The organism is Variovorax sp. YR216 (assembly GCF_900107745.1).
Classification (GTDB): domain Bacteria; phylum Pseudomonadota; class Gammaproteobacteria; order Burkholderiales; family Burkholderiaceae_C; genus Variovorax.
In genome coordinates this window covers 105,971-127,977 of record NZ_FNRO01000015.1, presented here as the reverse complement: position 1 = coordinate 127,977, position 22,007 = coordinate 105,971, and the positions used below count along the sequence as shown (strand labels likewise).

The following is a 22,007-nucleotide window of genomic DNA, read 5'->3' as shown; positions in this document are numbered from 1 at the left end:
GGCTTCCGATGCTGTTCAGATCACCAGGCCCCCGTTCGGGCTGATGACCTGTCCGACAAGGTAGTGCTCGTCGGATGCGAGATAGACGGCGAGCGAAGCGTACTCTTCGGGACGACCGACGCGCCCGAGCGGCACCATCTGGAACAACGTGTTCTTCTGCGCTTCCGTCGCGCGTTCCAGGTAGTCCTGGAAGGGCGGCGTCAGCACGCCGCCGCAGGCGATCGCGTTGACGTGGATGTTGGCACCGGCGACATCGAGTGCCGTGGTCTTCGTCAGGCTGATCACGCCGGCCTTGGTGGCGGAGTATCCGGGGCTGTGGGTACTCGCCGTCCCCAGCCCGGCGACCGATGCGATGTTGACGATCTTGCCTGAGCGGCGCGGCTCCATGATTCGAAGCGCCGCACGCGTGCAGTAGAAGACCCCGTGCATGTTGACGTCCCACCACTTGAGCCAGTCGTTGTCGCTCAGCGAGGAGACGATGCCCAACGACTGGCGCGGCATGGGCGTGGTCAGGTAGGCATAGTGACGATTGCGCCGAGCTTCCTCTGCCGCAGAGGTGGGGATGCGCGCCGCATTGTTCACCAGGATGTCCAGCGTGCCGAAGCGCTCCACGGCCTGCGCGAACATCGCGTCGACGGCTGCGCTGTCGGAGACATCGCAGCGCAGCGCGAGGCATTCGCTTCCCAGGTCCGCAAGCCGCCTTGCCGTATGGGCCAGCGCTTCGGCATCGATGTCGCAGATGACGATGCTGGCGCCTTGTTGCGCCATGCCATGCGCTATGACCCCGCCGAGACCCGGACCCGCGCCGGTGATGAGCGCGACCTTCCCGGCCAGGCGCCCCAGTTTGCTGGATGTAGTCATGGAGAACTTCCCGTGATTTCAGTTGATCAATGCGCGGCGATTGGCGTCTGGGCGCCCGTTACCTTCGGCCCGCGCGCGGCAAGGATGAAGAACACGCCCGCGATGACGGAGAAGACATCCGTTGCCAGCAGGACCGTCGTCAACGGCGATGCCGATCCTGCCGCGGCGAGGCGGTCGCTCACGGCGCCAGCAGCCAGGTTGCCGAAGGCGATGGCGACGACGTTGATGAGCAGCATCGTCACTCCGGTTACCGTGGAACGCATCTGCGCCGGGGTGAGGCCCTGGATCACTGCAATCGCCGGCCCATAGAGCGCCAGCGGCAGGAAGAAGCTGGCGCACAGCCCGACGTAGAGCAGCGGCGAACCTGCCGGCACGAAGCGCGAGGCGATCATGAGCGGCGCGCACAGGACAACGAGCGTGGCCATGAAGCCAGCGTGACCGCCGGCCATCCGGCGCGCGAACCGGTCGCTGAGCACCCCGCCCACCAGCGAGCCGAGCACACCGAAGAGGATCTGCAGGCCGCCGATTTGCCGGGCGATCTGGCCCGGGTCGAATCCGCGCTCGCGCACCAGCCACAGTTGCATGAACGCGAGCCCGACGAAGGCCATGTGCGCGAGGACGAAGCCGGTGATCGCTGCCTGGATGGTGCGGCTGGATCGCAGCACTTCGAACACATTGCGCACCTGCTGGCGGAACGTCGCGCCACGTGGGGCCTCGTCCTTCGTGCCGCGGTGATCCCGCAGCAGCACCAACGGCAGCGCAACCATCACGCCCGCCACACCGAGTGCGGTGAAGGTGGACCGCCAGCCCTGACTTTCAAAGCTGCCGGCCAGCAGGAAGCTCAGCCCGATGCCCAACGGAATGCCCATGAAGAACACGCCCATGGCAGCGCCGCGCCGCTCGGCGCTGAACAGTTCCGCCAGGAGCGATACGGCGGCGGGCACCAGCGCGGCCTCGCCGCTGGCGACGAAGAAGCGCGCCAGCGCCATCTGCTCGAAGCTGTGTGCCATGCCGGAGGCGGCCGTGCATGCGCTCCAGACCAGGATGCCCGCTGCCATCACCCGGGTGCGGCTGAAGCGATCGGCCAGCGTCCCCATGAAGAGGGCCATCACGCCGAAGCTCAGCACCCATACGGCGCCCGTGAGGAATCCATATTGCGCGTTACTCAGGGCAAGGTCGCGGGTGATCTGCGGCGAGAAGCCGAGCAGCATGTTGCGATCGATGTGCGCCAGGGTGTGGATCACCAGCAAGGCGATCAGCACCGCGCGGGGGTTGCTTTTCCAGCTCATCGTTGTCTCCTGTACTTGCCCCGCGCGACGCTCAGGCGACGCGGCGCAGCGGCTCGCCGCGTTCGCCGTGTTCGCCGGCGCGGCGGTTCGGGGCGTAGCCGAGGCGAGCCAGCGTCTCGTCGGCGCTCTTGTATTGCGTGCCGATCTGGTAGATCTGCCTGGCCTGCTCGCCCGTAGCGACCTCGCGGTACAGCTCGCGCGAAATGCGCGCCATCTGCTCGACCTGCTGGACCGAGGTCATGCGCTCGCCCTTGCGGCCCCACAGGTTGTCCTCGATGCCCACGCGTACATGCAGGCCCATTGCGATGGCCATGGTGTTCAGCGGCAACACATGGCGCATCAGGCTCTCGATGGTCAGCACAGCGTTTTCCGGGCAGCGGTTGATGAACTCCATCACGTTGCGCGGGTTCGGGCCGTCGGCGCCGCCGCCGATGGCGACCCAGTTCAGCACCAGCGGGCCTGTGTAGACGCCGCGACGGATCAGCCGCTCCACCGACTCGAGCTGGCCGACATCACCGAGCATGAAGTGCGGCTGGATACCGTTGGCCTGCAAGCGCTTGAGGTGCTCGGCGACGAAGGACGGACCGGAGGGGATCGTCATTTCGCTGTAGGCGGCCTGGAATGCCGGATCGGCCAGCGAGGTTCCCGCCACGTCGTCGGCGGTCAAAAGCTCGCAGATGTTCATCTGATTGGTGTTGATGGCGATCGTCACCTGGTCGGGCTTCGGGGTCAGCTCGGCGAGCATATGGCGCGTGTCGTCGTTCAGCCACTTGGCATCAGCGCCTTCGCCTTCGGGAGCGAACGAGATCGAGCCGCCGACCTGCAGCACCATCTTCGGCACCGCGGTGCGCAGCCGATCGAGCATCTCGTTGAACATCGACAGCCGCTTGCTGCCCTTGCCGTCGGCCTCGCGGCAGTGCACGTGCAGCACGGTGGCGCCGGCGTTGTAGCAGTCGACCGCCTTTTGCACCTGCTCGGCCATGGTGACCGGGATGTCGTCGGAATCACCGGGCAGGAACTCGGGGCCGTAGGGGGCGACCTGAATGACCAGCGGTTGCTGGTTCTCGGGAAGCAGGGAGTCGTCGAGGAATTGCATGAGGGTCTCCTTTTTCAGCGTTGATGGGTGTCGGGGGTGCGGCGCTCCTGCGCCGCGAGTTCTTCGAGCAGGATCGGCGCACCGAGGCTCATGGTGTGAATGCCGAGGACCGACACGCACTGCAGCACCGCGGCGATCTCTTCCTTCGTCGCGCCCAGTTCGAGCGCCCTTCGGATGTGCCGGCGCACGCCGTGCCCGTACATGTGGGTGCACGATGCGTCCACGGCGATGGCGATGAATTCGATGGTCTTGGCATCGAGGACGCCGCTGCGCATGGGCGACAGGCCCATGTCCATGAATTTCTCGGTCCAGGCGGGGTCGAGTTCGTAGAACGGATCCCAGTTGGGATTCCATTGCTTCGCCTCTCGCAGGAGGTCGCACAGCGGTGTGGCGGTGGTTGCTTTGTCGGTCATGTCGGGGCTTTCGCGATCGGTTCGGAGTGACACGATTCTTCTTCTGAAGGCCCGGAATCACTTGACCAAACGGGGCATCGACTTACCATTTCGGGACAACCGGAATTTCCCGATGACGGCCCTTGTTCGCAGCGCCAGCCTCACCGGCTTCATCGAAGTCGCCACGTCATGTGGTCTGGATCCCCATGCGCTGGCCGCCGAGGTCGGCCTGCCGCGCCGCTGTCTGGACGAACCAGACCTGATGATTCCCACGCAGCCCGTGGGGCAGCTGCTGGAACTCGCGGCCGCGCGCGGGCGCGAGCCGGCGTTCGGGCTGCGCATGGCCGAGTCGCGCCGGCTGTCGAACCTGGGGCCGCTCGGGCTGCTGGTGCGTGACGAGCGGACCTTGCGGGATGCCCTCGAAGTGCTGGTGACCCACATCCACATGCACAACGAGGCCCTGTCGGTCCGTGTGGAGCAAGTGGGCAATCTCGTATCGATCCGCGTCGAGATGGGCGCCTCACCCGGCACGTTCCGTCAGGCGAGCGAGTTGGTCGTTGGTGTGACCTTCCGGGTCCTGAGCGTCTTCATGGGTGCCGGGTGGCAACCGCGCCTCGTGTGTTTCACGCATCGTGCGCCGGCCGACCTGCGGGTCCATCGGCGCGTGTTCGGCCGCGCGGTGGAGTTCGGGCACGAGTTCGACGGCATCGTGTGCAATGCCTCCGATCTCGACGTGCCCAATCCCGGCGCCGACCCGGTGATGGTCCGCTACGCGCGCCGCCTGCTGGAACAGTCCCCCGGAAAGCGGCCGCGCGACTCCGCCAGGGTGCGCGAGCTCGTGGTGGTGCTGCTGCCGCGCGGACATTGCCGCGTCGAGGTTGTCGCGCAGCACATGGGCATGGACCGTCGCACGCTGGCGAGGCGCCTGGCGGCCGAAGGCACGACCTTCAGCGCGGTGGTGGACAAGGTGCGCCGCGACCTCCTCGGGGGCTACCTCAAGGACGGCGCCCGGCCGCTTGCGGAGGTCTCGGACCTGCTCGGCTTCTCTGCGCCGAGTGCGTTCTCGCGCTGGCATCGCAACCAGTTCGGGATTGCGGCGCGAAGCAGGGTGAACCAGCCCTAGCCGATCTTTCTCAACTCAGCCCCGATTTCGACGATGACGCGATGCGTAGGAGACGCTCAGTCGGCGGGCCGCTGCATCCGCCTTTGTTCCCGCAACATGAACAGATACAGCCCTTCCACCTTCTCTCGCGCCCAGGGCGTCTTGCGCAGAAATTTCAGGCTGGACTTGACGCTAGGGTCATGCGAAAAGCAGCGCACCGGTATCCGCTTCGCGAGGTCGGCCCACCCATAGTGAGCTTCCAGCGCACGAACAATGGTCTCCAGCGTCACGCCGTGTAGCGGATTTCGCGGCTGGGCGACGCGGGGCGGAGTTTCGTGCATCGAGAGATTCTGCGTTCTGATTTTGCGTAGCGGGTCGCGAGCGCGAAGTCTAGTGGACATCGTGGTCGCATGGCAGCCGCGCTTCACCTGTGTAACAGTGCTCAAACTCGCCGCCTCCATGCCGTTATTCAGGTGGCATGTCCGAGTCGCAGCCGTCAGCACAACCCGAGCTCCCATACCAACCGGACCTCGGCGACCGAATCGTCCAGGACGATGGACAGTACCTGCTCGTTTCGCTGGCCGGGGTGCCTGGCAGTAAAGCCAAGGGACTCCTCCTGCGCCGAAGGCCACGCAGCTCGAAAACACCCTATGGCCTCGAATGTCTGGGGCACCACCTCCTCCTCGCAGACGGGCACTGGTACGCGTCACGGGTCGTCGGCGGCGACGGCGAGCGTGCGAACAAGACCACCACCGGAATCTTCCTGACGGAGCTCGACGCCTTGGTAAATCTCTGGGCCAGCCGGCGTTCGCCAGGCCTCGCGCTGATGGTCTGAGCTCAGACTTCGCTGCGTTCATCCAAAGCGGCGCGCTGGTTGAAGGCGAAGAACACCGCGTGGCAATATTCGCTTTCGCAAATCCGCTGCTCCGGCATGAACGACGCCCATTCCATGGCCAGTTCCTTGGTCGCCCATTGGCGACCCAAGCCGATTCTTGAAGTCCATGAAGCGCGGACGATCGAGCATGAGTTCTTCAGACTGACGTTCCCTGGCGCTTACCTGGTCGCCGTCACGTTCTACCGCGTCGAAGGGCGCCCGGACCTTATGCGCGTGCGCTCGACCAACTGGCGCGCACAGGACGAGCCGAACGGAATCTTTCGGATTGAGGATTGCCGGGAGTTCTACCGGCGCCTGAGAAGGGCAGGATTCGGATGAGCCGAATTCCGCGCTGGCCGAACTGTGTCACCGCCACTGCCTGGACGGCGCATGCGGTGGCGGCCGACGGCAGAAGTCTATGCCGCATCACGCATTCCACCCCCATCTTTCTCACAGGACGCTGGCATACTCCGCCCATCGCGTCGGCAACGGCGCGATCGGGTTTGGAAGCCCGAGAAAAGTTATCACGGCGGAAGCCGCAGTTGCCTTTTGGCCTGCGGCTTCCTCGTTCGCGCCCCGGTTTTCGGCGGCTCGGACGGGAGGGCGCGAGCCCTGCCGGTTTTTTCGTGAGAACTTCCCCGGTCTTCCAACCCGTTCGAGCCGCCACCCTCGTTTGGAAGCGAGTGCGACGGTTTTTGTAAACCGGAAGTTCAGGGAGGCCCAAGAATGGCCAAGTCTGCCCGCGCACCCGCGCGCACATCCAGCGATCCAAGGTCCAAGAAACGCAAGGCCCGAAGCGCCGCGCTGAACGCCATCGACGAGTGGTACAACTTGCGCGACACCCTCCTCGCCTTCGAATGCCTGCAAGGCTTTCTATCGCCGCATCGCCGGCAGGAGTTCGAAGAATTCGATGTCGAGCCCGGAGAGCTGAGGGCGCTGGTCACCTGCATCAATGCCGAGACGCAGCGGCGCATGCAGGCCGTGTGCGAGGCGATCGAATCGGTGCAGCGCGCGTTGCACTGACGCGGCGCGACCATAAAAGTCGTGCGCGCCCTCGTCGAAACCGCCACAACGTCTCCAGCCGGGGCGTGCGTGGGTGGGCGGCGGTGCGCCTGTGGGGCGCCGAGGAGCGCAGCGCGGCCGGCCGCGCGAGCACCGCAGGGAAGTCGGCGCAAAGCGCCGACCGCCCCAGTGGCGCACCGCCGCCCGCCCACGCACGCTCCGGCCGCGCGCAGCCTACTGGCTTTCCCGGATACAACCGGACTTGCAGCAGACAATTAATCCACGTATCGTACAGTAGTGAACTAAATAGGCCCGGGCTGTGCAATGGCGCAAGCCGAGCCCTTCCGACACTACTCTGGAGATGCTGGAATGACGGTCAAGGAATTCGACCCGGTCGCACACGGACAAGCGATGCGGGCGGGCGGCTGGTGGCTCGACAGGACGATCGACGACCACCTCACCGAAGCGATCCGCCGCGCGCCGGGCAAGGATGCGCTGGTGGCCTACCGCGCGGATCGCGCCGAGCCGGTGCGTATCACTTACCAGGAACTCGGCGAGAAAGTCGCGCTGGCCGCCGGCGCACTGCGCGATCTCGGCGTCGGCCACGGCGACATCGTGGCGGTGCAGGTGCCCAACTGGTGGGAATTCGTCGTCGTCTCGCTGGCCTGCGGCCGCATCGGCGCGGTGGTGAATCCGCTGATGCCGATCTTCCGCGAGCGCGAGCTGGAATTCATGCTCGGCTTCGCCGAAGCCAAGGTGTTCGTGGTGCCGGCGATGTTCCGCGGCTTCGACCACGCCGCGATGGCGGAAGACCTCAGGAAGAAGCTGCCGAAGCTCCAGCAGGTGATCGTCGTCGACGGCGACGGACCCAACGCCTTCGACCGCCTGCTGCTGCAAGGCAGCCACCGCGTCGAGGCCGCGGCGAGCCCGCACGAATCGGCGCTCGCAGCCGAAGAGATGGCGGTGATGATGTTCACCTCCGGCACCACAGGTTCGCCCAAGGGCGTCATGCACAGCTGCAACACGCTGCTGGCCTGCACCAAGGCGCTCTCCGGCCGCTTCGGCCTCAAGGCCGACGACGTGCTGCTCGCCTGCTCGCCGGTCGGCCACATGACCGGCTATGCGGCGGTGATGCTGCTCGGCGTGTACCTCGGCTCGACCGTGGTGCTGCAGGACATCTGGGAAGCACGCCGCGGCGTGACCATCATGGCGGCCGAAGGCGTGACCTACACCGCGGCCTCGTCGCCCTTTCTCTCCGACATCTGCAACGCGGTGGCCGATGGCGCGCCGAAGCCGGCCGCGCTGCGCTCCTTCCTGTGCGGCGGCGCGCCGATCCCGCCGGTGCTGATCGAACGCGCGGCGCGCGAGCTCAACCTCAAGGTGTGCTCGCTCTGGGGCATGACCGAATCGCTGTCGAGCACGCTGACCGAGCCGGCCCGCGCCGCCGACAAATCGTCGAAGACCGACGGGCGCGCGCTCGACGGGGTGGACATCCGCATCGTCGATTTCGACGGCAAGCCGCTGCCGCTCGGACAGACCGGCCGCCTGCTGGTGCGCGGCGCGCAGATGTCGCTGGGCTACTACAAGCGGCCCCACATCGTGACCTACGACGCCGAAGGCTGGTTCGATACCGGCGACCTCGCCTACATGGACGCCGAGGGCTACATCCGCATCAACGGCCGCACGAAGGACGTGCTGATCCGCGGCGGCGAGAACGTGCCGGTGGTCGAGATCGAGGCGCTGCTCTACAAGCATCCGGCGGTCGCGATGGCGGCCATCGTCGGCTACCCGGACGCGCGCCTCGGCGAGCGCGCCTGCGCCTTCGTGGAGCTGCGCCCGGGCGCGGCGCTCGACCTCGCGGCGGTGCAGGCGTACATGGCCGAATGCAAGGTCGCCAAGCAGTACTGGCCCGAGCGCGTCGAGATCCTCGACGTGGTGCCACGCACGCCGAGCGGAAAGATCCAGAAGTTCATCCTCAAGGAACGCGCCAAGGCCTTCGGCACCGAGATGCAGGCGGCCGGCGCCTGAGGCTCCGGAGCGCGCTCGCGGGTAAGCACTGATATTGCATACGGTACAGTAGCGTACGATACGCAACGTCTGAATTTTGAAGACGGACCTCGCGATGGGCGCCCGCCTCGGCAGCGCCCCGCGGCAAACCGGATCTGGTGCATGGACTTGGCGGCTTCCACCCATCTGCAGAGGGCGACCTCGGCCACGCTTTCCCCGGCAGTCGCGCGGGATTCGGCGGCGCCCGCGCAGGGCGCATCGCTCGCGGTCGAGGGCGTGGACCTGCGCTTCGGCGGCATCCACGCGCTGCGCGGCGTCTCGTTCACTGCGGCGCCGGGGCAGATCACCTCGGTGATCGGCCCCAATGGCGCCGGCAAGACCAGCGTGTTCAACACGATCTCGGGTTTCTACCGGCCCGCCGCTGGCCGCATCGTGCTCGACGGGCAGGACATCACCGCGACGCCGGTCCACCGGCGCGCCGCGCGCGGGCTGGCGCGCACCTTCCAGAACATCGCGCTCTTCCACGGACTCAGCGTGCTGGAGAACATCAAGCTCGGCGGCCACCACACGATGCGCGCCGGCCTGCTCCAGAGCCTGGCGCGCACGCCCGCCGCCCGCGACGAGGAACTCGCGCTGCGCGACGAGGTGGAGCGCCGCGTGATCGACTTCCTGGAGATCGACCACCTGCGCCACCGGCCGGTCGAGGCGCTCTCGTACGGCTTGCAGAAGCGCGTCGAGCTCGCCCGCGCGCTTGCGATGCGCCCGCGGGTGCTGATGCTCGACGAGCCGGTCGCGGGCATGAACCGCGAGGAGACCGAGGACATGGCGCGCTTCATCCTCGACGTGCAGGAGGATTGGGGCGTCACGGTGCTGCTGGTGGAGCACGACATGGGCATGGTGATGGACATCTCCAGCCACGTGGTGGTCCTCAACTTCGGCCAGGTCATCGCGAGCGGCACGCCCGCCGAGGTGCGCAGCCACCCGGACGTGATCCAGGCCTACCTGGGCGCGGACGAGGAAATAGGCGACGAAAAGGGAGCGCTGTGATGGACATGGCGCGCGTCTACGAATTCATCGAGTTCAGCACCATCGGCCTGCTGTCGGGCGGCGTGCTCGCGCTGGTGGCGCTGAGCTTCGTGCTGGTCTACAAGGGCACCGGCGTCGTCAACTTCGCGGTGGGCGAGGTGATGATGCTCGGTGCCTACCTGTACTACGCCGCGCACGTCACCTTCGGGCTCGCGCCGGTGCCGGCCTTCGTGCTGTCGCTGGCAGCGATCGCGGTGCTCGCGGTGCTGGTGGAGCGCATGGTGCTGCGGCCGCTTTCGGGGCAGCCCACGGTGTCGGTGCTGATGGCGACCATCGGCATGGCCAGCATCGTGCACGGTACGGTGGAGGCCATCTGGGGCGGCGACACCTTCACCGTGCCGCCGCTCCTGCCGCGCATGCCGCTCAACCTGGGCGAGGTGCTGATCCCCGGCACCGCCATCGGCAACTTCGCCGTCGCGGCGGTGCTTATCGGCGCGTTCATTGCCTTCTTCCGCTATTCGAAGACCGGCATCGCGCTGCGTGCCACCGCGAGCGATCCGGTGACCGCGGCGACGATGGGCATTGACATCCGCCATGCGCAGCGGCTGACCTGGATCCTCTCCAGCCTCGTGGGCACGGTGGCCGGCGTGCTCATCGCCACGTCGGCCAATCTCTCGCCGCTGCTGGCCTCGACCGCGCTGGCGGCCTTCGCGGTGATCATCCTCGGCGGACTCGACAGCATCGTGGGCGCCATCGTTGCGAGCCTCATCGTTGGCTGGCTCGACGCGGTCGCCGCGGGTTACCTCGGCGGCAAGGCGCGCGACCTCGTGCCCTACGTGGTGGTGCTCGCGATCCTCGTGATGCGCCCGCACGGCATCTTCGGCACCCGCTCCATCGAAAGGCTCTGAACTTATGCGCACCGGCGTCTTCCACGAGTCCCACCGTTCCGAGGAGCAGCTCTGGGATTCGCCCGCTGCGCGCCGGACGGTGGCGGTCTTCATCGTCGCGCTGCTCGCCTTGCCCTTCTACGGCGGCGACTACGTGCTCGCGATGGCCTGCATCGTCGGCATCCACATCATCGCGACGCTCGGGCTCAACATCACGACCGGCAGCACCGGGCAGATCTCGCTCGCGCACGCGGCCTTCCTCGGCGTTGGCTGCTACACGGTGGCGTGGTTCGCGAAACTGGGCGTGCCTTTTTATTTCGCGCTGCCGCTCGGAGGGCTGCTGGCCGCGGCCATCGGCATCCTGGTCGGCCTGCCGAGCCTCAGGGTGAAGGGCATCTACCTCGCGATCGCCACCTTGGCCGCGCACTTCATCCTGACCTTCGTCTTCCGCGAGTGGGAGCCGGTGACCGGCGGCGTGCCGGGCACCTCCATCCCGCGCGCAAACCTCTTCGGCTTCGAGTTCATCGGCGACCACCGCAACTTCTATCTGATCTACGCCTGCGTTCTGATCGCGGCGCTGGCCACGCGCAACCTCCAGCGCTGCTACATCGGCCGCGCCTTCATCGCGGTGCGCGACCGCGACATCTCGGCGGAGATCCTCGGCGTGAGCCTCCTGCACACCAAGCTGCTGGCCTTCGCGCTCGGCGCGTTCTATGCGGGCGTCGCGGGCGGGCTGCTCGGCTACTTCTACGGCAACATCACACCCGAGTACTTCACGATCACGCTCTCGATCTACTACCTGGCGGCCATCATCGTCGGCGGCGCGACGGTGCTCGGCAGCGTCCTCGGCGCGATGTTCATGACCTTCGTGCCCGAAGTGCTGCGCCTCGTCGCGCACAGCCTTGCGCAGTGGGCGCCCGGCGTCGCGGGCCTGCTGCTGCCGATGGGGCAGGTGGTGTTCGGCCTCCTCATCATCGTCTTCCTGATCTTCGAGCCGCACGGGCTGTCGGCGATGTGGACCCGCGTGCGCCGCACCTTCCATCTCTGGCCCTTCACGACCTGACCCATTCATACAACCAAGGAGACCGTCATGACCGATTTTCTGAGGCGCAAGTTGATCCAGGCCGCGGGCAGCGCGGCGGCGCTCGGGCCATTCGCGATCGGGAGCGTGTCGGCCCAGCAGAAGGGCGACATCGTGATCGCGGCCTCGCAGCCGATCACCGGCATCTTCGCGTTCGCGGGCACCGCGATGAACAACGGCCTCAACGACTTCGTGCTGTGGAAGAACGCCAACGGCGGCGTGGCCGGACGCAAGCTGCGCTACGTGTCGGAAGACAGCGGCTTCAAGCTCGACCAGGGCGTTGCGATCTTCAAGAAGCTGATGGCGTCGGAGAAGCCGAGCTTCTTCTACGGCGACAGCACCCAGTGGGCCAAGGCGGTGGCGCAAGACGCGGTCGCGGCCGGCACCATCATGACCTCGTCGACTTCGCTCGCGAGCTCGATGGCCGATCCGACCGGCATGCCGCAGCACTTCGTGCCGGGGCCGATCTACGGCTCGATGCACGAGATCCTGATGGAGTACATCGCCAAGACATGGTCGAAGAGCGACAAGCCGAAGATCGCCTACGTGTACGCCGATACCGAATTCGGCCGCGATGGCATCCCGGCCGGCAAGGCACGGGCCGAGAAGCTCGGGTTGCCGATCGTCACCGAGATCGTGACCAAGCAGGCTGGCATCGACGTCGCGCCCGAAGTCGCCAAGCTGCGCCGCGCGCGGCCGGACATCGTGATCTTCCAGGGCTACATCCTCGCGCCCATGCCCGAGTTCGTGCGCCAGATGCGCGAGGCCGGATTGCAGAGCCAGGTGATGGGCACCGCCTGGGGCCTCGACAAACCCGCCTACGACGCACTCGGCGCGATGGGCGAATCCCTCGCCGGCGTGAGTCCGTACCGATACGGCCACGAGACCGACTCGACCATGATCAACGCGATGCGCGACTTCGGCGCCAAGAACCGGCCCGACATGAAGAACATCTCGCCGTTCTACATCAGCTCGTGGCTCTCGGGCATGGTGTTCGCCGAGGTAGCCGATCGCTGCATCAAGGCCAACAAGCCGCTCACGCTGCCCAACATGAAGGCCGCGCTGGAGTCGATGAAGGAATGGGATTCGGGCGGCATCTTCGGCACGCTGGTGGACCTGAGCAAGCATCAGGCGCCGGTCGGCCGCATCTATCGCTACGAGCCCAAGACCAAGACGATGGAGCCGGCAAGCTCATGGCTGAAGGTGTGAGCGAAGCGACGCCCGCGCTGTCGATCGCCAACATCGAGGTGGTCTACAACCACTCGGTGCAGGCGCTGCGCGGGCTGTCGATCGAGGTGCCCGACGGCAAGGTGGTCGCGCTGCTGGGCTCCAACGGCGCGGGCAAGACCACCACGCTGAAGGCCGCCTCGGGCATCCTGCCGCTGGAGAACGGGCGCGTGGCCAGCGGGCGCATCCGTTTCTTCGGCGAGGACATCGACCGGTGGGCGCCCCATGTGCTGCCGCGGCGCGGCCTCGCACACGTGCGCGAAGGGCGGCATGTGTTCGCCGAGCTCACGGTGGACGAGAACCTCATCGCGGCGGCGAATGCGCTCAGCGGGCGCAGCGGCGGCCGGGGGCTCGACATCGAGGGCGTGTTCCACTATTTCCCGCGCCTCAAGGAGCGGCGCAAGCAGGTCTCGGGCTATCTCTCGGGCGGCGAGCAGCAGATGCTCGCGATCGGGCGTGCGCTGATCGGCCAGCCGCGCCTCATCCTGCTCGACGAACCTTCGCTCGGCCTCGCGCCGCTGGTGGTGAAGGACATCTTCTCGATCATCGGCCGCATCAACCGCGAGCAGGGCGTCGCGATGCTCCTCGTCGAGCAGAACGCGAAGGTGGCGCTCGGCGTGGCCGACTACGGCTACATCATGGAGAACGGGCGCATCGTGATCAACGGCCCCAAGGACAAGCTGCTCGGCGATGCCGACGTGCAGCGCTTCTACCTCGGCAGCGGTGACAGCGGGGAGGGCCAAGTGAGCTTCCGCGATGTCAAGCACTACAAGCGCCGCAAGCGCTGGTTGTCATGAGCGCGGACGAACTCAGCCAACTCACGCCGCCGCAGCAACTGCTGCACTGGGCACGCGCGCGGCCGGATGCGGTCGCCCTGCGCCAGAAGCAGTTCGGCATCTGGCAGCCGACCACCTGGCGCGGCTATGCGGAGAGATCGGGCTGGTTCGCGCTGTCACTGCTGGAGCTGGGGCTTCAGCGCGGCGACAAGGTCGCGATCCTCGGCGAGAACCGCATCGAATGGGTGCTCGCGCAGTTCGGCGTGGGGCTCGCGGGCGGCATCGTCGCCGGCGTGTATCCCACTTCGCCGGGCGTGGAGATCGAATACCTGCTTCAACTCGCGGGCGCGCCGGTCATCGTCTGCGAGGACCAGGAGCAGCTCGACAAGGTGCTGTCGGTACGCGACAACCTGCCGGAGCTTCGCCATGTGGTGGTGATCGATCCGCGCGGGCTGCGGCACTACGACCGCGCGGGTATCCACGAGTTCGACGCGCTGGTCGCGCAAGGCCAGCAGCTGGCAGCCGCCCAGCCCGGACGCATCGAGGCATTGGCCGCCGAGCAGGCGCTCGACGACATCGGGCTCATCGTCTTCACGTCCGGCTCCACCGGCCGGCCCAAGGCCGCGCAGATGAGCTGGCGCGGCCTCGGCAGCGCCGCGCGCGGGCTCAATTCGGTGCTGGGTTGCAGCGAGGGCGATGCGCTCGTCTCCTACCTGCCGCTGTGCCATGTGGCGGAACAGATGTTCTCGATCCATGTGCCGCTGGCGACCGGCGCGGTGGTCAACTTCGCCGAGAGCCTGCGCACGGTGCAGGAAGACCTGCGCGAGCTGTCGCCGCAGGTGTTCTTCGGCGTGCCGCGCATCTGGGAGAAGTTCCACGCCTCGATCCAGACCAAGCTGCGCGAGGCCGGCGGCTGGCGGCTCGTGCTGTACCAGCGCGCGATGGCGTCGGTCGGCCGCTTCGCGGATGCGCCGCGCGCGAGCCGCAGCATCGGGCAGCGCATCGCGTGGGCCTTCTGGTACGTGGTGATCCTGCGCGCATTGCTCAACTACGTGGGGCTGCGCCGCTGCCGGGTCGCGATCTCGTCGGGCGCGCCGATCGCGCCGGACATCCTGCATTTCTTCCGCGTGCTCGGCGTGCCGATCCGCGAAGCCTACGGCCTCACCGAGGCCTCCGGCGCGACCACCATGCAGCCCAGCGATGCATCGCCGGTGGGCACCGTGGGCGTGCCGTATCCGGGCGTGGAGGTTCGGCTGGCGGACGACGGCGAGATCATGATCCGGGGCGACGTGGTGTTCCGCGGCTACTACCGCAATGCCGAAGCCACCGCGGAGGCGATCGATGCCGAAGGCTGGCTGCACACCGGCGATGTCGCGCGCTGGGACGACGGCCCGGCCGGGCGCGAGCTGCGCATCATCGACCGCAAGAAGGACATCATGATCACCGCCGGGGGCAAGAACATCACGCCCTCGGAGATCGAGAACGCGCTGCGCATCTCGCCCTTCATCAAGGAGGCGATCGTGATCGCCGACCGGCGCCGCTTCGTCTCGGCGCTGTTGCAGATCGACTTCGACAACGTCGCCAACTGGGCCGAAGCGCAGGGGCTGGCCTACACCAACTACAAGAGCCTGGTCGAGCAGGACAAGGTGCGCGCGCTGATCGACAACGAAGTGGCGTCCGCCAACGCGCGGCTCGCGCAGGTGCAGCAGGTGCGCAAGTTCCATCTGCTGGTCAAGGAGCTCGACCACGACGATGGCGAAGTCACGGCGACGATGAAGGTGCGCCGCAAGTCGATCGCGGAGAAGTATGCGGACGTGATCGAGGCGATCTATGCCTGAAGCGACGTCGCCCGGCGCATCGCTGGAGCGCGCCGCCGAAGGGATTGCCTTGCTGCGCCTGTCGCGGCCCGCGAGGCTCAATGCGCTCGACGATCAGGCGGTACGCCTCATCGGTGAGCTGCTCGATCGCGTCGACGACGACGACGGCTGCCGCGTGCTGATCGTGACCGGCGAAGGCCGCGGCTTTTGCGCGGGCTTCGATCTCTCGATGGCGGGCGATGCACCGGGCAGCGAGCACGGTGAGACGCAGGCGTGGATGAAGCGCCAGGAGCTGTTCGCGGGCCTCGTCACACGGCTGCGCGGGTTGCGTCAGCCGGTGATAGCGGCGGTCAACGGGCCGGCCAACGGGGCGGGGCTCGGCATCGCGCTTGCGGCCGAGATCCGCATTGCCGCCAAGTCCGCCTCGTTCAATGCCGCGTTCGTCAAGGTCGGCATGTCGAGCTGCGACATCGGCGTGAGCTGGCTGCTGCCGCGTGCGGTCGGCAGCTCGCGCTCTTTCGAGATGATGCTGACCGGCCGGATAGTCCAGTCGGAAGAAGCCGCACGCATCGGCCTTGTCAGCGAAGTGGTGGAGGACGATGCGCTGATGCCAAGAGCCCTGGAGATGGCGCAGAGCATCGCCGCAAACAGCGCCTTCGCGGTCTGGATGACCAAGCGCGGCGGGTGGGCCAACCTCGAAAGCGCCAGCCTCGCCGCCGCGATCGAGCTGGAGAACCGCACGCAGATCCTCGCGCGCTCCACGGGTGATCTCCAGCGCGCGGCACAGGCGTTGCTCAGCCGCCGAAAAGCCGGCGCATGAACGCCGTCCGCCGCCGGTGGTCACGGGGTTCTGCCACAACAATTGCAGACGCGAAGCGATGAACATGCGCATCGGCATCGGCATCGGCATCGTCGGTCCGGGCCTGATGGGGCTGGGTCTTTGCCATGCGGCTGCCGCGGCTGGCTTGCGCGCGATGCCCTTCAGCATCGAGTTCCGCGCCGATCCGCTTCCGGTCACGCCGGTTGGCAAGGTGCGCAAGAACGTGCTGCGCGATCCGTACTGGGTCGGGCACGAGCGAAAGATCTGAGGACCCAAAAGTATATTGATGCGTATCGTACGCGAGTGTACGATATGGCTTCCAGCGGCCGAGACCACCGGCCGTGCCAGACAACACGGAAGAGACAACCACATGGTTCTGACCGAAGACCAGAAGGCCCTGCAGGAATCGGCCCGCCGGTTCGCCCGCGAGCGGCTGCTCCCCGACTACCAGAAGCGCGAGAAGCTCGGCGTGCTCGACCGCGACCTGCTGAGCGAGATGGGCCGTCTCGGCCTGATCGGCGTCGACCTGCCCGAGCGGTTCGGCGGCCTGGGCGCGGACGCAGTCACGACCGGGATCATCGCGGAGGAGCTGGCCTACGGCGACTTCAACGTCAGCGCGGTGCCGGTGGGCGTGTCGCTCAACGCCGCGATCCTGATCCGCCATGCGCAGCCCGCCGTCGTCGAAGAATGGGTGCCGCGCATGATCCGCGGCGAAGCGGTGGTCGCGATCTGCCTGACCGAGCCGCGCGGCGGTTCCGATGCGAGCAACCTGCAGCTGCGCGCGCGGCGCGACGGCGATCACTACATCATCAACGGCGAGAAGACCTCGATCACCTTCGCCGACCGCGCCGATGCCTACCTGATCTTCGCGCGCACCGGCAAGCCGGAGGAGGGCGCCAAGGGCGTCTCGGCCTTCTTCATCCCTGCGGAAACGCCCGGCATCCAGCGCACGCATTTCGACGACGTCGGCAGCGCGATCATCGGGCGCGGCTCGGTCTTCTTCGACGACGTGAAGGTGCCCGCGAGCCATCGCCTCGGCGACGAGGGCAAGGGCTTCACACAGGTGATGCAGGGCTTCGACTACAGCCGCGCGCTGATCGCGCTGCAGTGCTGCGGCGCGGCGCAGGCCTCGCTCGACGAAGCCTGGGCCTACGCGCAGGAGCGCGAAGCCTTCGGCCGGCCGATCGGGCAGTTCCAGGGCGTGAGCTTTCCGCTGGCCGAGGGCGAATCGCACATCGCGGCGGTGCGCCAGTTGTCCTTCCATGCGCTCGCGCTGCGCGATGCGGGCCAGCCGCACACCGCCGAAGCGGCGATGGTGAAGTGGATGGGCCCGAAGACCGCCTTCGACGTGATCCACCAGTGTCTGCTGACCTTCGGCCACTACGGCTGGTCGAAGGACCTCCCGCACCAGCAGCGCATGCGCGACGTGATGGGGTTGGAGATCGGCGACGGCACCGCCGGGATCATGAAGCTGGTGATCGCCCGCAGCCGCATCGGCCGCGCGGCGGCGCAATGAACTGAAAGAGGAGACGGCATGCCCTATCAATCGGTTTTTCGCCCCGGCGTCTTCGACGGCCAGACCATCATCGTGACCGGCGGTGGCAGCGGCATCGGGCGCTGCACCGCGCATGAGCTCGCATCGCTCGGCGCGCACGTCGCGCTGGTCGGCCGCACCGCCGAGAAGCTGGAGAGTGTGCGCAACGAGATCGCCGAGGACGGCGGCAGTGCGAGCGCCCATCCCTGCGACATCCGCGACGAGATCGCGGTCGGCGAGACCATCGACGCAGTACTCGCGGCGCGCGGGCGGCTCGACGGCCTCGTGAACAACGCCGGCGGCCAGTACCGCACCCCGATGAAGACCATCTCGACCAAGGGCTTCGAGGCGGTGGTGCGCAACAACCTCACCGGCGGCTTCATCTTCATGCGCGAGGCCTACAAGCGCTGGATGGAGAACCACGGCGGCGCGATCGTCAACATCATTGCCGACATCTGGCACGGCTGGCCCGACTTCGCGCATTCCGGCGCGGCGCGCGGCGGCATGCTCACGCTGAGCGAAACCGCGGCCTGCGAATGGGCGCAGTCGGGCGTGCGCGTGAACACGGTCGCACCGGGTGGCATCGCATCGAGCGGCTTCGACACCTACGCGCCGGAAGCGAAGGCGAAGATCCTCGAATTCCCGCCCACCGTGCCGCTGCAGCGCTTCGGCACCGAGGCGGAAGTGTCGGCCGCCATCGTCTACCTGCTCTCGCCCGCGGCCGCCTACATCACCGGAAGCTGCATTCGCGTCGACGGCGGCACGCCCAACGCGCGCGGCACCTGGAAGCAGTCGCCCCACGACCGCAGCCAGCCCTACGAGGGCTTCCACCGCGCGACGCTGCCCGAACTGCTGCTGCAGGGACGTTGAAGCCATGAAGCTCGTGCTCGTTCGCCACGGGCGCCCTGACGAGGACGATCGCGATCGTCCGCACGATCCGCCGCTGCGCGCCGACGGCATCGCGCAGGCGCGCGCGGTGGCCGACCGGCTGGCGCTCGAAGGCATCACCCGCATCGTGAGCAGCCCGATGACGCGCGCCTTGCAGACCGCGCAGCCGCTCGCCGAGCGGCTTGGGCTCGCGATCGAAACGATCGACGGCTGGGCCGAGGCCGACCGGCATGTGGACCGCTATCGCTCCACCGAAACCCTGCGCGCGCTCGGCGAGAACGAGTGGTCGCGCTTCCTCGACGACCCGATCGCCTTCTTCGGCGGGGATGCGGCAGCGTTTCGCAGCGGCGTGCTGCACGCGCTCGAATCGACCGTCGGCCCGCTTCCGAACGACGGGCATGTCGCGGTGTTCACGCACGGCCTGCCGATCAACGTGGTGCTGTCGCATGCGCTGGGCTTGCCGCGCCTCGTGCACTTCGCGCCCGGCTACGCGTCGATGACGCGGCTGCGCGCGCTGCCCGGCGGCGCGATCGGCGTGGCGAGCGTGAACGAACGCAACCACCTGCCGCCGCTGGTGAAGGCCGCGCGCTCAAAAACCTCCTCCGGCTGACTCGAATGCAAACGCTCATAGACGATGCCACGCTGGCACCGAAGATCGCCGACTACCTCGGCGCGCAGCTCGGCCACCCGGTCGAGATCGGGCCGGTGCGGCGCTTTCCGGTCGGCTTCTCATGGCTGACCTATTCGGTGCCGGTGAGCGGCATCGATGGCGACACCGGCACGCGCGAGCTCATCCTGCGCCTCGGCCCGGACTACGGCCTGTTCGCGCCATACAGCGCGCGCCCGCAGGTGCTGTCGATGCAGTCGCTCGAAGGCAGCGATGTGCCGGTGCCGCGCGCCTACTGGAGCAGCGACGACCCGTCGATCCTCGGCGCGCCCTTCATGTTCTGCGAGAAGGTCTCGGGCGAAGCGGTCGTGCCCTGGGTCTCGGCCAACGAACCGGGGCTGGAAGACGGTTACCGCCGCCGCCTCGCCGAACAGTTCATCGATTCGCTGGCCGCATTGCATCGCGTCGAGTGGCAGAGCAAGCCGGTCGCGGAACTCGCGCACGGCATCACCGCGCAGAACGCGGCCCGGCTCAACGTGGAGCACTGGGAAGCGCAGATCGCACGCTGGGCGATGCGGCCCTATCCGCTGGCCGAATGGGGCCTGCGCTGGCTGAAGGCGCATTGCCCCGAGGCGCCGCGCGTCTCGATCGTGCATGGCGACTACCGCACCGGCAACTTCCTCGAACACGGCGGGCGCATCACCGCGATCCTCGACTGGGAACTGGTGCACCTCGGCGACCCGCACGAAGACCTCGGCTGGGCGAGCCTGCCGATGTACATGGGCGGCAGCAAGCTGATCTGCCGCCTCGCCGAGCCCGAGTGGTTCTACGCGCGCTACGGCGAGAAGGTGGGCTTCGAGGTGTCGATGCGATCCGTTCGCTACTACCAGGCGCTGTCGCTGCTCAAGCTCGCGGCCACGCACATGGCGGCGGCGCGCTGCTTCGAGGAAGGCCGCTTCAACGACATGCGCATGCCCGCGATGGGCAGCCAGATCGCGACCTGCCTGCGGCAGATGGAAAAGACCATCGAGGGTGCACGATGAACAACTCCTTTGCCCGCCTCATCGACGGCATGAACGCCACGCTGCGCCAGGAAGTGCTCACGCGGCTGGACGATGAATTCGCGCGCGGACAGGTCTATGGCGTGATCAACCTGCTCAACACCTTCAAGGTGCGCGCCGACTGGTCCGCCGGCTTCCTGCGCGAAGAGGTCGGCAAGCACTTCGATACGCTGGACCGGTTCGCGGCCCACGTGCGCGACAAGGCGCCGGCCGTGCGCCTGCCCGAGCTGCCGGCGCGGCCCGCGCTAGCCAGCGCTGCCGTCGCCGACCTGCTGCGCCTGCGCGACGAGGTCAATGGCGCGATCTGCACGCTGCTGGGTTGGCTCGAAGCGCAACAGGCCGGGCTCGGCGCACCGCTCGCCGCCGAGCTCGAAACCCTGCTGCGCGACACGATGCGCGCCGAGATCGCGATCGAGCTCAAGAACTCGCCGCTGCCGCTCTTCGCGGAGATGTCGAGCGGCCGCGAGAGCTGAGCCCGAATCGACGCCAACACACACCCAGGAGACAGACGTGACCGGACTCTCGAGAAGATCGATCACCCTCGCCACGGCCGCAGCGTTGGCGCTCACTGCGCCTGCTGCGGCATTCGCGCAGGCCGGCGGCCCGATCAAGGTCGGCGTGCTGACCATCGACAGCGGCCCCTTCGCGACCTACGCGAGCGTCGTCGAGGACTCGGCGCGCACCGCGGTCGACATCCTGAACGCGCAGGGCGGCGCGCTCGGCCGCAAGTTCGAGGTGGTGCTGCAGTCGCATTCGGGCACGCCCGCGAGCGCGTCGCTCTTCCCGCCGGCGAGTCCGGAGTGCAAGGTACAGTGAGCCGCATGGCCGAAGGCGACTCGCAACAACGACCCACGCGCTACCGCACGCTGGAGATCGCGCGCAGCGACGACGGTTTCGCGACCGTCGCGCTGAACCGGCCCGACAAGCTCAACACGCTGTCGAACGAGCTGCGCCGCGAGTTCGTCGAGGCGCTCGCGGCGCTGGAGGCCGATCCGGGCGTGCGCGTGCTGGTGCTCACCGGTGCGGGGCGTGCGTTCTCGGCCGGCATGGATCTCGACGAATGGGGCGCGACCGGCGAGCTTGCGGCCGGGGCGTACGACAACGATCCGGTGCGCGCGATCCGCGCATTCAGCGGGCCGGTGATCGGTGCGATCAACGGGCTGGCGATGACCGGCGGGCTCGAGATCGCGCTGTCGTGCGATCTACTCGTGGCATCGACGCAGGCGCGCTTCGCCGACACGCATGCGCATGTCGGGTTGCTGCCGGGGTGGGGCGGGTCGGTGCGGATGGCGCGGCTCATCGGGCTTTCACGTGCGAAGGAGCTGGCGTTGACGGGGCGCTTCCTGGGTGCGGAGGAAGCGCTCGAATGGGGCCTGGTCAACCACGTCGTCGAGCCCGAGGCGCTGATGCCCAAGGCCGAGGAGATCGCGCGCCAGATGGCGGCCGCTGTTCCGGAGACGCTCAAGGCCTACAAGCGCTTGCTGGACGAAGGCGCGGCGCTGGGCATGAACGAAGCACTGGCGCTGGAGCGTCGTCTTTCGATCGAGAACAACGCGCAAGCCGACCGGGCTTCGATCGATGCGCGGGTGGCTGCGATGGTGGCGCGGCGCAAGAAGTCGTCGAGATAGCGCGCGGGCCGAGGCGCCTGCCGGTGGTCGGC

At 67.5% G+C, this 22,007-nt stretch carries 25 protein-coding genes; 20 read left to right on the top strand and 5 right to left on the bottom strand.

Translation table 11 applies throughout. The features are described 5' to 3' along the window. Nucleotides 1-15: 15 nt before the first annotated feature. The 4 genes from BLW05_RS27430 to BLW05_RS27415 are packed head-to-tail and all read right to left on the bottom strand — an operon-like array spanning nucleotide 16 to nucleotide 3,659. On the bottom strand, nucleotides 16-861 hold the full coding sequence (locus BLW05_RS27430; RefSeq protein WP_093166734.1) for an SDR family NAD(P)-dependent oxidoreductase: 846 nt from the start codon (nucleotides 859-861) through the stop codon (nucleotides 16-18). 26 nt (nucleotides 862-887) lie between these two features. Continuing rightward, nucleotides 888-2,150 carry an MFS transporter gene (locus BLW05_RS27425; RefSeq protein ID WP_093166733.1) on the bottom strand — a complete coding sequence of 421 codons (1,263 nt, stop codon included), beginning with the start codon at nucleotides 2,148-2,150 and terminating at the stop codon, nucleotides 888-890. Nucleotides 2,151-2,181: 31 nt separating this feature from the next. Beyond that, entirely contained in the window at nucleotides 2,182-3,246 is a 1,065-nt protein-coding gene (locus tag BLW05_RS27420; protein WP_093166732.1) for a beta-keto acid cleavage family enzyme, read from the bottom strand. Between the two features lie 14 nt (nucleotides 3,247-3,260). Next, nucleotides 3,261-3,659: a carboxymuconolactone decarboxylase family protein gene (locus BLW05_RS27415; RefSeq protein WP_093166731.1), complete on the bottom strand. Its 399-nt coding sequence runs from the start codon at nucleotides 3,657-3,659 to the stop codon at nucleotides 3,261-3,263. 112 nt (nucleotides 3,660-3,771) lie between these two features. On the opposite strand from BLW05_RS27415, the gene BLW05_RS27410 reads away from it, so the two are divergent. Then, nucleotides 3,772-4,761 (top strand): AraC family transcriptional regulator, encoded by a 990-nt coding sequence (locus BLW05_RS27410; RefSeq protein ID WP_093166730.1) that lies wholly within the window; start codon nucleotides 3,772-3,774, stop codon nucleotides 4,759-4,761. Nucleotides 4,762-4,817: 56 nt separating this feature from the next. Here BLW05_RS27410 and BLW05_RS27405 read toward each other — a convergent pair whose 3' ends face one another. Next, complete coding sequence (locus BLW05_RS27405; protein WP_093166780.1) at nucleotides 4,818-5,081, bottom strand: VF530 family protein; 264 nt, start codon at nucleotides 5,079-5,081, stop codon at nucleotides 4,818-4,820. Between the two features lie 137 nt (nucleotides 5,082-5,218). On the opposite strand from BLW05_RS27405, the gene BLW05_RS27400 reads away from it, so the two are divergent. The 19 genes from BLW05_RS27400 to BLW05_RS27315 all read left to right on the top strand — a co-directional run bounded on the left by BLW05_RS27400 (nucleotide 5,219) and on the right by BLW05_RS27315 (nucleotide 21,975). Continuing rightward, nucleotides 5,219-5,575 carry a hypothetical protein gene (locus BLW05_RS27400; RefSeq protein ID WP_093166729.1) on the top strand — a complete coding sequence of 119 codons (357 nt, stop codon included), beginning with the start codon at nucleotides 5,219-5,221 and terminating at the stop codon, nucleotides 5,573-5,575. A gap of 114 nt (nucleotides 5,576-5,689) precedes the next feature. Beyond that, nucleotides 5,690-5,953 carry a hypothetical protein gene (locus BLW05_RS27395; protein ID WP_093166728.1) on the top strand — a complete coding sequence of 88 codons (264 nt, stop codon included), beginning with the start codon at nucleotides 5,690-5,692 and terminating at the stop codon, nucleotides 5,951-5,953. 387 nt (nucleotides 5,954-6,340) lie between these two features. After that, a complete protein-coding gene (locus tag BLW05_RS27390) occupies nucleotides 6,341-6,637 on the top strand; it encodes a hypothetical protein (protein ID WP_093166727.1) in 297 nt (98 codons plus the stop codon). A 348-nt stretch (nucleotides 6,638-6,985) separates the two neighbouring features. Then, nucleotides 6,986-8,644 carry an AMP-binding protein gene (locus BLW05_RS27385; protein WP_093166726.1) on the top strand — a complete coding sequence of 553 codons (1,659 nt, stop codon included), beginning with the start codon at nucleotides 6,986-6,988 and terminating at the stop codon, nucleotides 8,642-8,644. A gap of 141 nt (nucleotides 8,645-8,785) precedes the next feature. Continuing rightward, the gene (locus BLW05_RS27380) at nucleotides 8,786-9,670 is read left to right on the top strand and encodes an ABC transporter ATP-binding protein (protein ID WP_093166725.1); all 885 of its coding nucleotides are present in this window, start codon (nucleotides 8,786-8,788) and stop codon (nucleotides 9,668-9,670) included. After that, nucleotides 9,670-10,557, top strand: a complete 888-nt coding sequence (locus BLW05_RS27375) for a branched-chain amino acid ABC transporter permease (protein ID WP_093166724.1) — start codon at nucleotides 9,670-9,672, stop codon at nucleotides 10,555-10,557. The genes BLW05_RS27380 and BLW05_RS27375 overlap by 1 nt, the downstream gene beginning before the upstream one ends. 4 nt (nucleotides 10,558-10,561) lie before the next feature. Then, complete coding sequence (locus BLW05_RS27370; RefSeq protein ID WP_093166723.1) at nucleotides 10,562-11,599, top strand: branched-chain amino acid ABC transporter permease; 1,038 nt, start codon at nucleotides 10,562-10,564, stop codon at nucleotides 11,597-11,599. Between the two features lie 27 nt (nucleotides 11,600-11,626). Further along, nucleotides 11,627-12,826: an ABC transporter substrate-binding protein gene (locus BLW05_RS27365; protein WP_093166722.1), complete on the top strand. Its 1,200-nt coding sequence runs from the start codon at nucleotides 11,627-11,629 to the stop codon at nucleotides 12,824-12,826. Continuing rightward, nucleotides 12,811-13,641: an ABC transporter ATP-binding protein gene (locus tag BLW05_RS27360; protein ID WP_093166721.1), complete on the top strand. Its 831-nt coding sequence runs from the start codon at nucleotides 12,811-12,813 to the stop codon at nucleotides 13,639-13,641. The genes BLW05_RS27365 and BLW05_RS27360 overlap by 16 nt, the downstream gene beginning before the upstream one ends. Then, the gene (locus BLW05_RS27355) at nucleotides 13,638-15,458 is read left to right on the top strand and encodes an AMP-dependent synthetase/ligase (protein WP_093166720.1); all 1,821 of its coding nucleotides are present in this window, start codon (nucleotides 13,638-13,640) and stop codon (nucleotides 15,456-15,458) included. Before BLW05_RS27360 ends, BLW05_RS27355 begins: the two co-directional genes overlap by 4 nt. Further along, nucleotides 15,451-16,257 (top strand): enoyl-CoA hydratase/isomerase family protein, encoded by an 807-nt coding sequence (locus BLW05_RS27350; protein ID WP_093166719.1) that lies wholly within the window; start codon nucleotides 15,451-15,453, stop codon nucleotides 16,255-16,257. The genes BLW05_RS27355 and BLW05_RS27350 overlap by 8 nt, the downstream gene beginning before the upstream one ends. 58 nt (nucleotides 16,258-16,315) lie before the next feature. Further along, nucleotides 16,316-16,525 (top strand): hypothetical protein, encoded by a 210-nt coding sequence (locus BLW05_RS27345; RefSeq protein WP_093166718.1) that lies wholly within the window; start codon nucleotides 16,316-16,318, stop codon nucleotides 16,523-16,525. Between the two features lie 102 nt (nucleotides 16,526-16,627). Beyond that, on the top strand, nucleotides 16,628-17,773 hold the full coding sequence (locus tag BLW05_RS27340) for an acyl-CoA dehydrogenase family protein (RefSeq protein ID WP_093166717.1): 1,146 nt from the start codon (nucleotides 16,628-16,630) through the stop codon (nucleotides 17,771-17,773). 18 nt (nucleotides 17,774-17,791) lie between these two features. Further along, nucleotides 17,792-18,661 carry an SDR family oxidoreductase gene (locus tag BLW05_RS27335; RefSeq protein ID WP_093166716.1) on the top strand — a complete coding sequence of 290 codons (870 nt, stop codon included), beginning with the start codon at nucleotides 17,792-17,794 and terminating at the stop codon, nucleotides 18,659-18,661. 4 nt (nucleotides 18,662-18,665) lie between these two features. Beyond that, complete coding sequence (locus tag BLW05_RS27330) at nucleotides 18,666-19,289, top strand: histidine phosphatase family protein (protein ID WP_093166715.1); 624 nt, start codon at nucleotides 18,666-18,668, stop codon at nucleotides 19,287-19,289. 5 nt (nucleotides 19,290-19,294) lie between these two features. Beyond that, nucleotides 19,295-20,329, top strand: coding sequence for a phosphotransferase family protein (locus BLW05_RS27325; RefSeq protein WP_093166714.1), 1,035 nt, complete (start codon nucleotides 19,295-19,297; stop codon nucleotides 20,327-20,329). Continuing rightward, nucleotides 20,326-20,820, top strand: a complete 495-nt coding sequence (locus BLW05_RS36100; RefSeq protein WP_177142831.1) for a hypothetical protein — start codon at nucleotides 20,326-20,328, stop codon at nucleotides 20,818-20,820. The genes BLW05_RS27325 and BLW05_RS36100 overlap by 4 nt, the downstream gene beginning before the upstream one ends. A gap of 37 nt (nucleotides 20,821-20,857) precedes the next feature. Then, a complete protein-coding gene (locus tag BLW05_RS36095) occupies nucleotides 20,858-21,163 on the top strand; it encodes an ABC transporter substrate-binding protein (protein WP_177142830.1) in 306 nt (101 codons plus the stop codon). Between the two features lie 5 nt (nucleotides 21,164-21,168). Continuing rightward, complete coding sequence (locus tag BLW05_RS27315; protein WP_093166712.1) at nucleotides 21,169-21,975, top strand: enoyl-CoA hydratase; 807 nt, start codon at nucleotides 21,169-21,171, stop codon at nucleotides 21,973-21,975. Nucleotides 21,976-22,007: the final 32 nt, after the last annotated feature.

Bases quoted from the DNA above. Each gene is read 5' to 3' on its own strand.
- BLW05_RS27430 (WP_093166734.1), bottom strand. From the start codon at position 861: ATGACTACATCCAGCAAACTGGGGCGCCTGGCCGGGAAGGTCGCGCTC.
- BLW05_RS27425 (WP_093166733.1), bottom strand. From the start codon at position 2,150: ATGAGCTGGAAAAGCAACCCCCGCGCGGTGCTGATCGCCTTGCTGGTG.
- BLW05_RS27420 (WP_093166732.1), bottom strand. From the start codon at position 3,246: ATGCAATTCCTCGACGACTCCCTGCTTCCCGAGAACCAGCAACCGCTG.
- BLW05_RS27415 (WP_093166731.1), bottom strand. From the start codon at position 3,659: ATGACCGACAAAGCAACCACCGCCACACCGCTGTGCGACCTCCTGCGA.
- BLW05_RS27410 (WP_093166730.1), top strand. From the start codon at position 3,772: ATGACGGCCCTTGTTCGCAGCGCCAGCCTCACCGGCTTCATCGAAGTC.
- BLW05_RS27405 (WP_093166780.1), bottom strand. From the start codon at position 5,081: ATGCACGAAACTCCGCCCCGCGTCGCCCAGCCGCGAAATCCGCTACAC.
- BLW05_RS27400 (WP_093166729.1), top strand. From the start codon at position 5,219: ATGTCCGAGTCGCAGCCGTCAGCACAACCCGAGCTCCCATACCAACCG.
- BLW05_RS27395 (WP_093166728.1), top strand. From the start codon at position 5,690: ATGGCCAGTTCCTTGGTCGCCCATTGGCGACCCAAGCCGATTCTTGAA.
- BLW05_RS27390 (WP_093166727.1), top strand. From the start codon at position 6,341: ATGGCCAAGTCTGCCCGCGCACCCGCGCGCACATCCAGCGATCCAAGG.
- BLW05_RS27385 (WP_093166726.1), top strand. From the start codon at position 6,986: ATGACGGTCAAGGAATTCGACCCGGTCGCACACGGACAAGCGATGCGG.
- BLW05_RS27380 (WP_093166725.1), top strand. From the start codon at position 8,786: ATGGACTTGGCGGCTTCCACCCATCTGCAGAGGGCGACCTCGGCCACG.
- BLW05_RS27375 (WP_093166724.1), top strand. From the start codon at position 9,670: ATGGACATGGCGCGCGTCTACGAATTCATCGAGTTCAGCACCATCGGC.
- BLW05_RS27370 (WP_093166723.1), top strand. From the start codon at position 10,562: ATGCGCACCGGCGTCTTCCACGAGTCCCACCGTTCCGAGGAGCAGCTC.
- BLW05_RS27365 (WP_093166722.1), top strand. From the start codon at position 11,627: ATGACCGATTTTCTGAGGCGCAAGTTGATCCAGGCCGCGGGCAGCGCG.
- BLW05_RS27360 (WP_093166721.1), top strand. From the start codon at position 12,811: ATGGCTGAAGGTGTGAGCGAAGCGACGCCCGCGCTGTCGATCGCCAAC.
- BLW05_RS27355 (WP_093166720.1), top strand. From the start codon at position 13,638: ATGAGCGCGGACGAACTCAGCCAACTCACGCCGCCGCAGCAACTGCTG.
- BLW05_RS27350 (WP_093166719.1), top strand. From the start codon at position 15,451: ATGCCTGAAGCGACGTCGCCCGGCGCATCGCTGGAGCGCGCCGCCGAA.
- BLW05_RS27345 (WP_093166718.1), top strand. From the start codon at position 16,316: ATGAACATGCGCATCGGCATCGGCATCGGCATCGTCGGTCCGGGCCTG.
- BLW05_RS27340 (WP_093166717.1), top strand. From the start codon at position 16,628: ATGGTTCTGACCGAAGACCAGAAGGCCCTGCAGGAATCGGCCCGCCGG.
- BLW05_RS27335 (WP_093166716.1), top strand. From the start codon at position 17,792: ATGCCCTATCAATCGGTTTTTCGCCCCGGCGTCTTCGACGGCCAGACC.
- BLW05_RS27330 (WP_093166715.1), top strand. From the start codon at position 18,666: ATGAAGCTCGTGCTCGTTCGCCACGGGCGCCCTGACGAGGACGATCGC.
- BLW05_RS27325 (WP_093166714.1), top strand. From the start codon at position 19,295: ATGCAAACGCTCATAGACGATGCCACGCTGGCACCGAAGATCGCCGAC.
- BLW05_RS36100 (WP_177142831.1), top strand. From the start codon at position 20,326: ATGAACAACTCCTTTGCCCGCCTCATCGACGGCATGAACGCCACGCTG.
- BLW05_RS27315 (WP_093166712.1), top strand. From the start codon at position 21,169: ATGGCCGAAGGCGACTCGCAACAACGACCCACGCGCTACCGCACGCTG.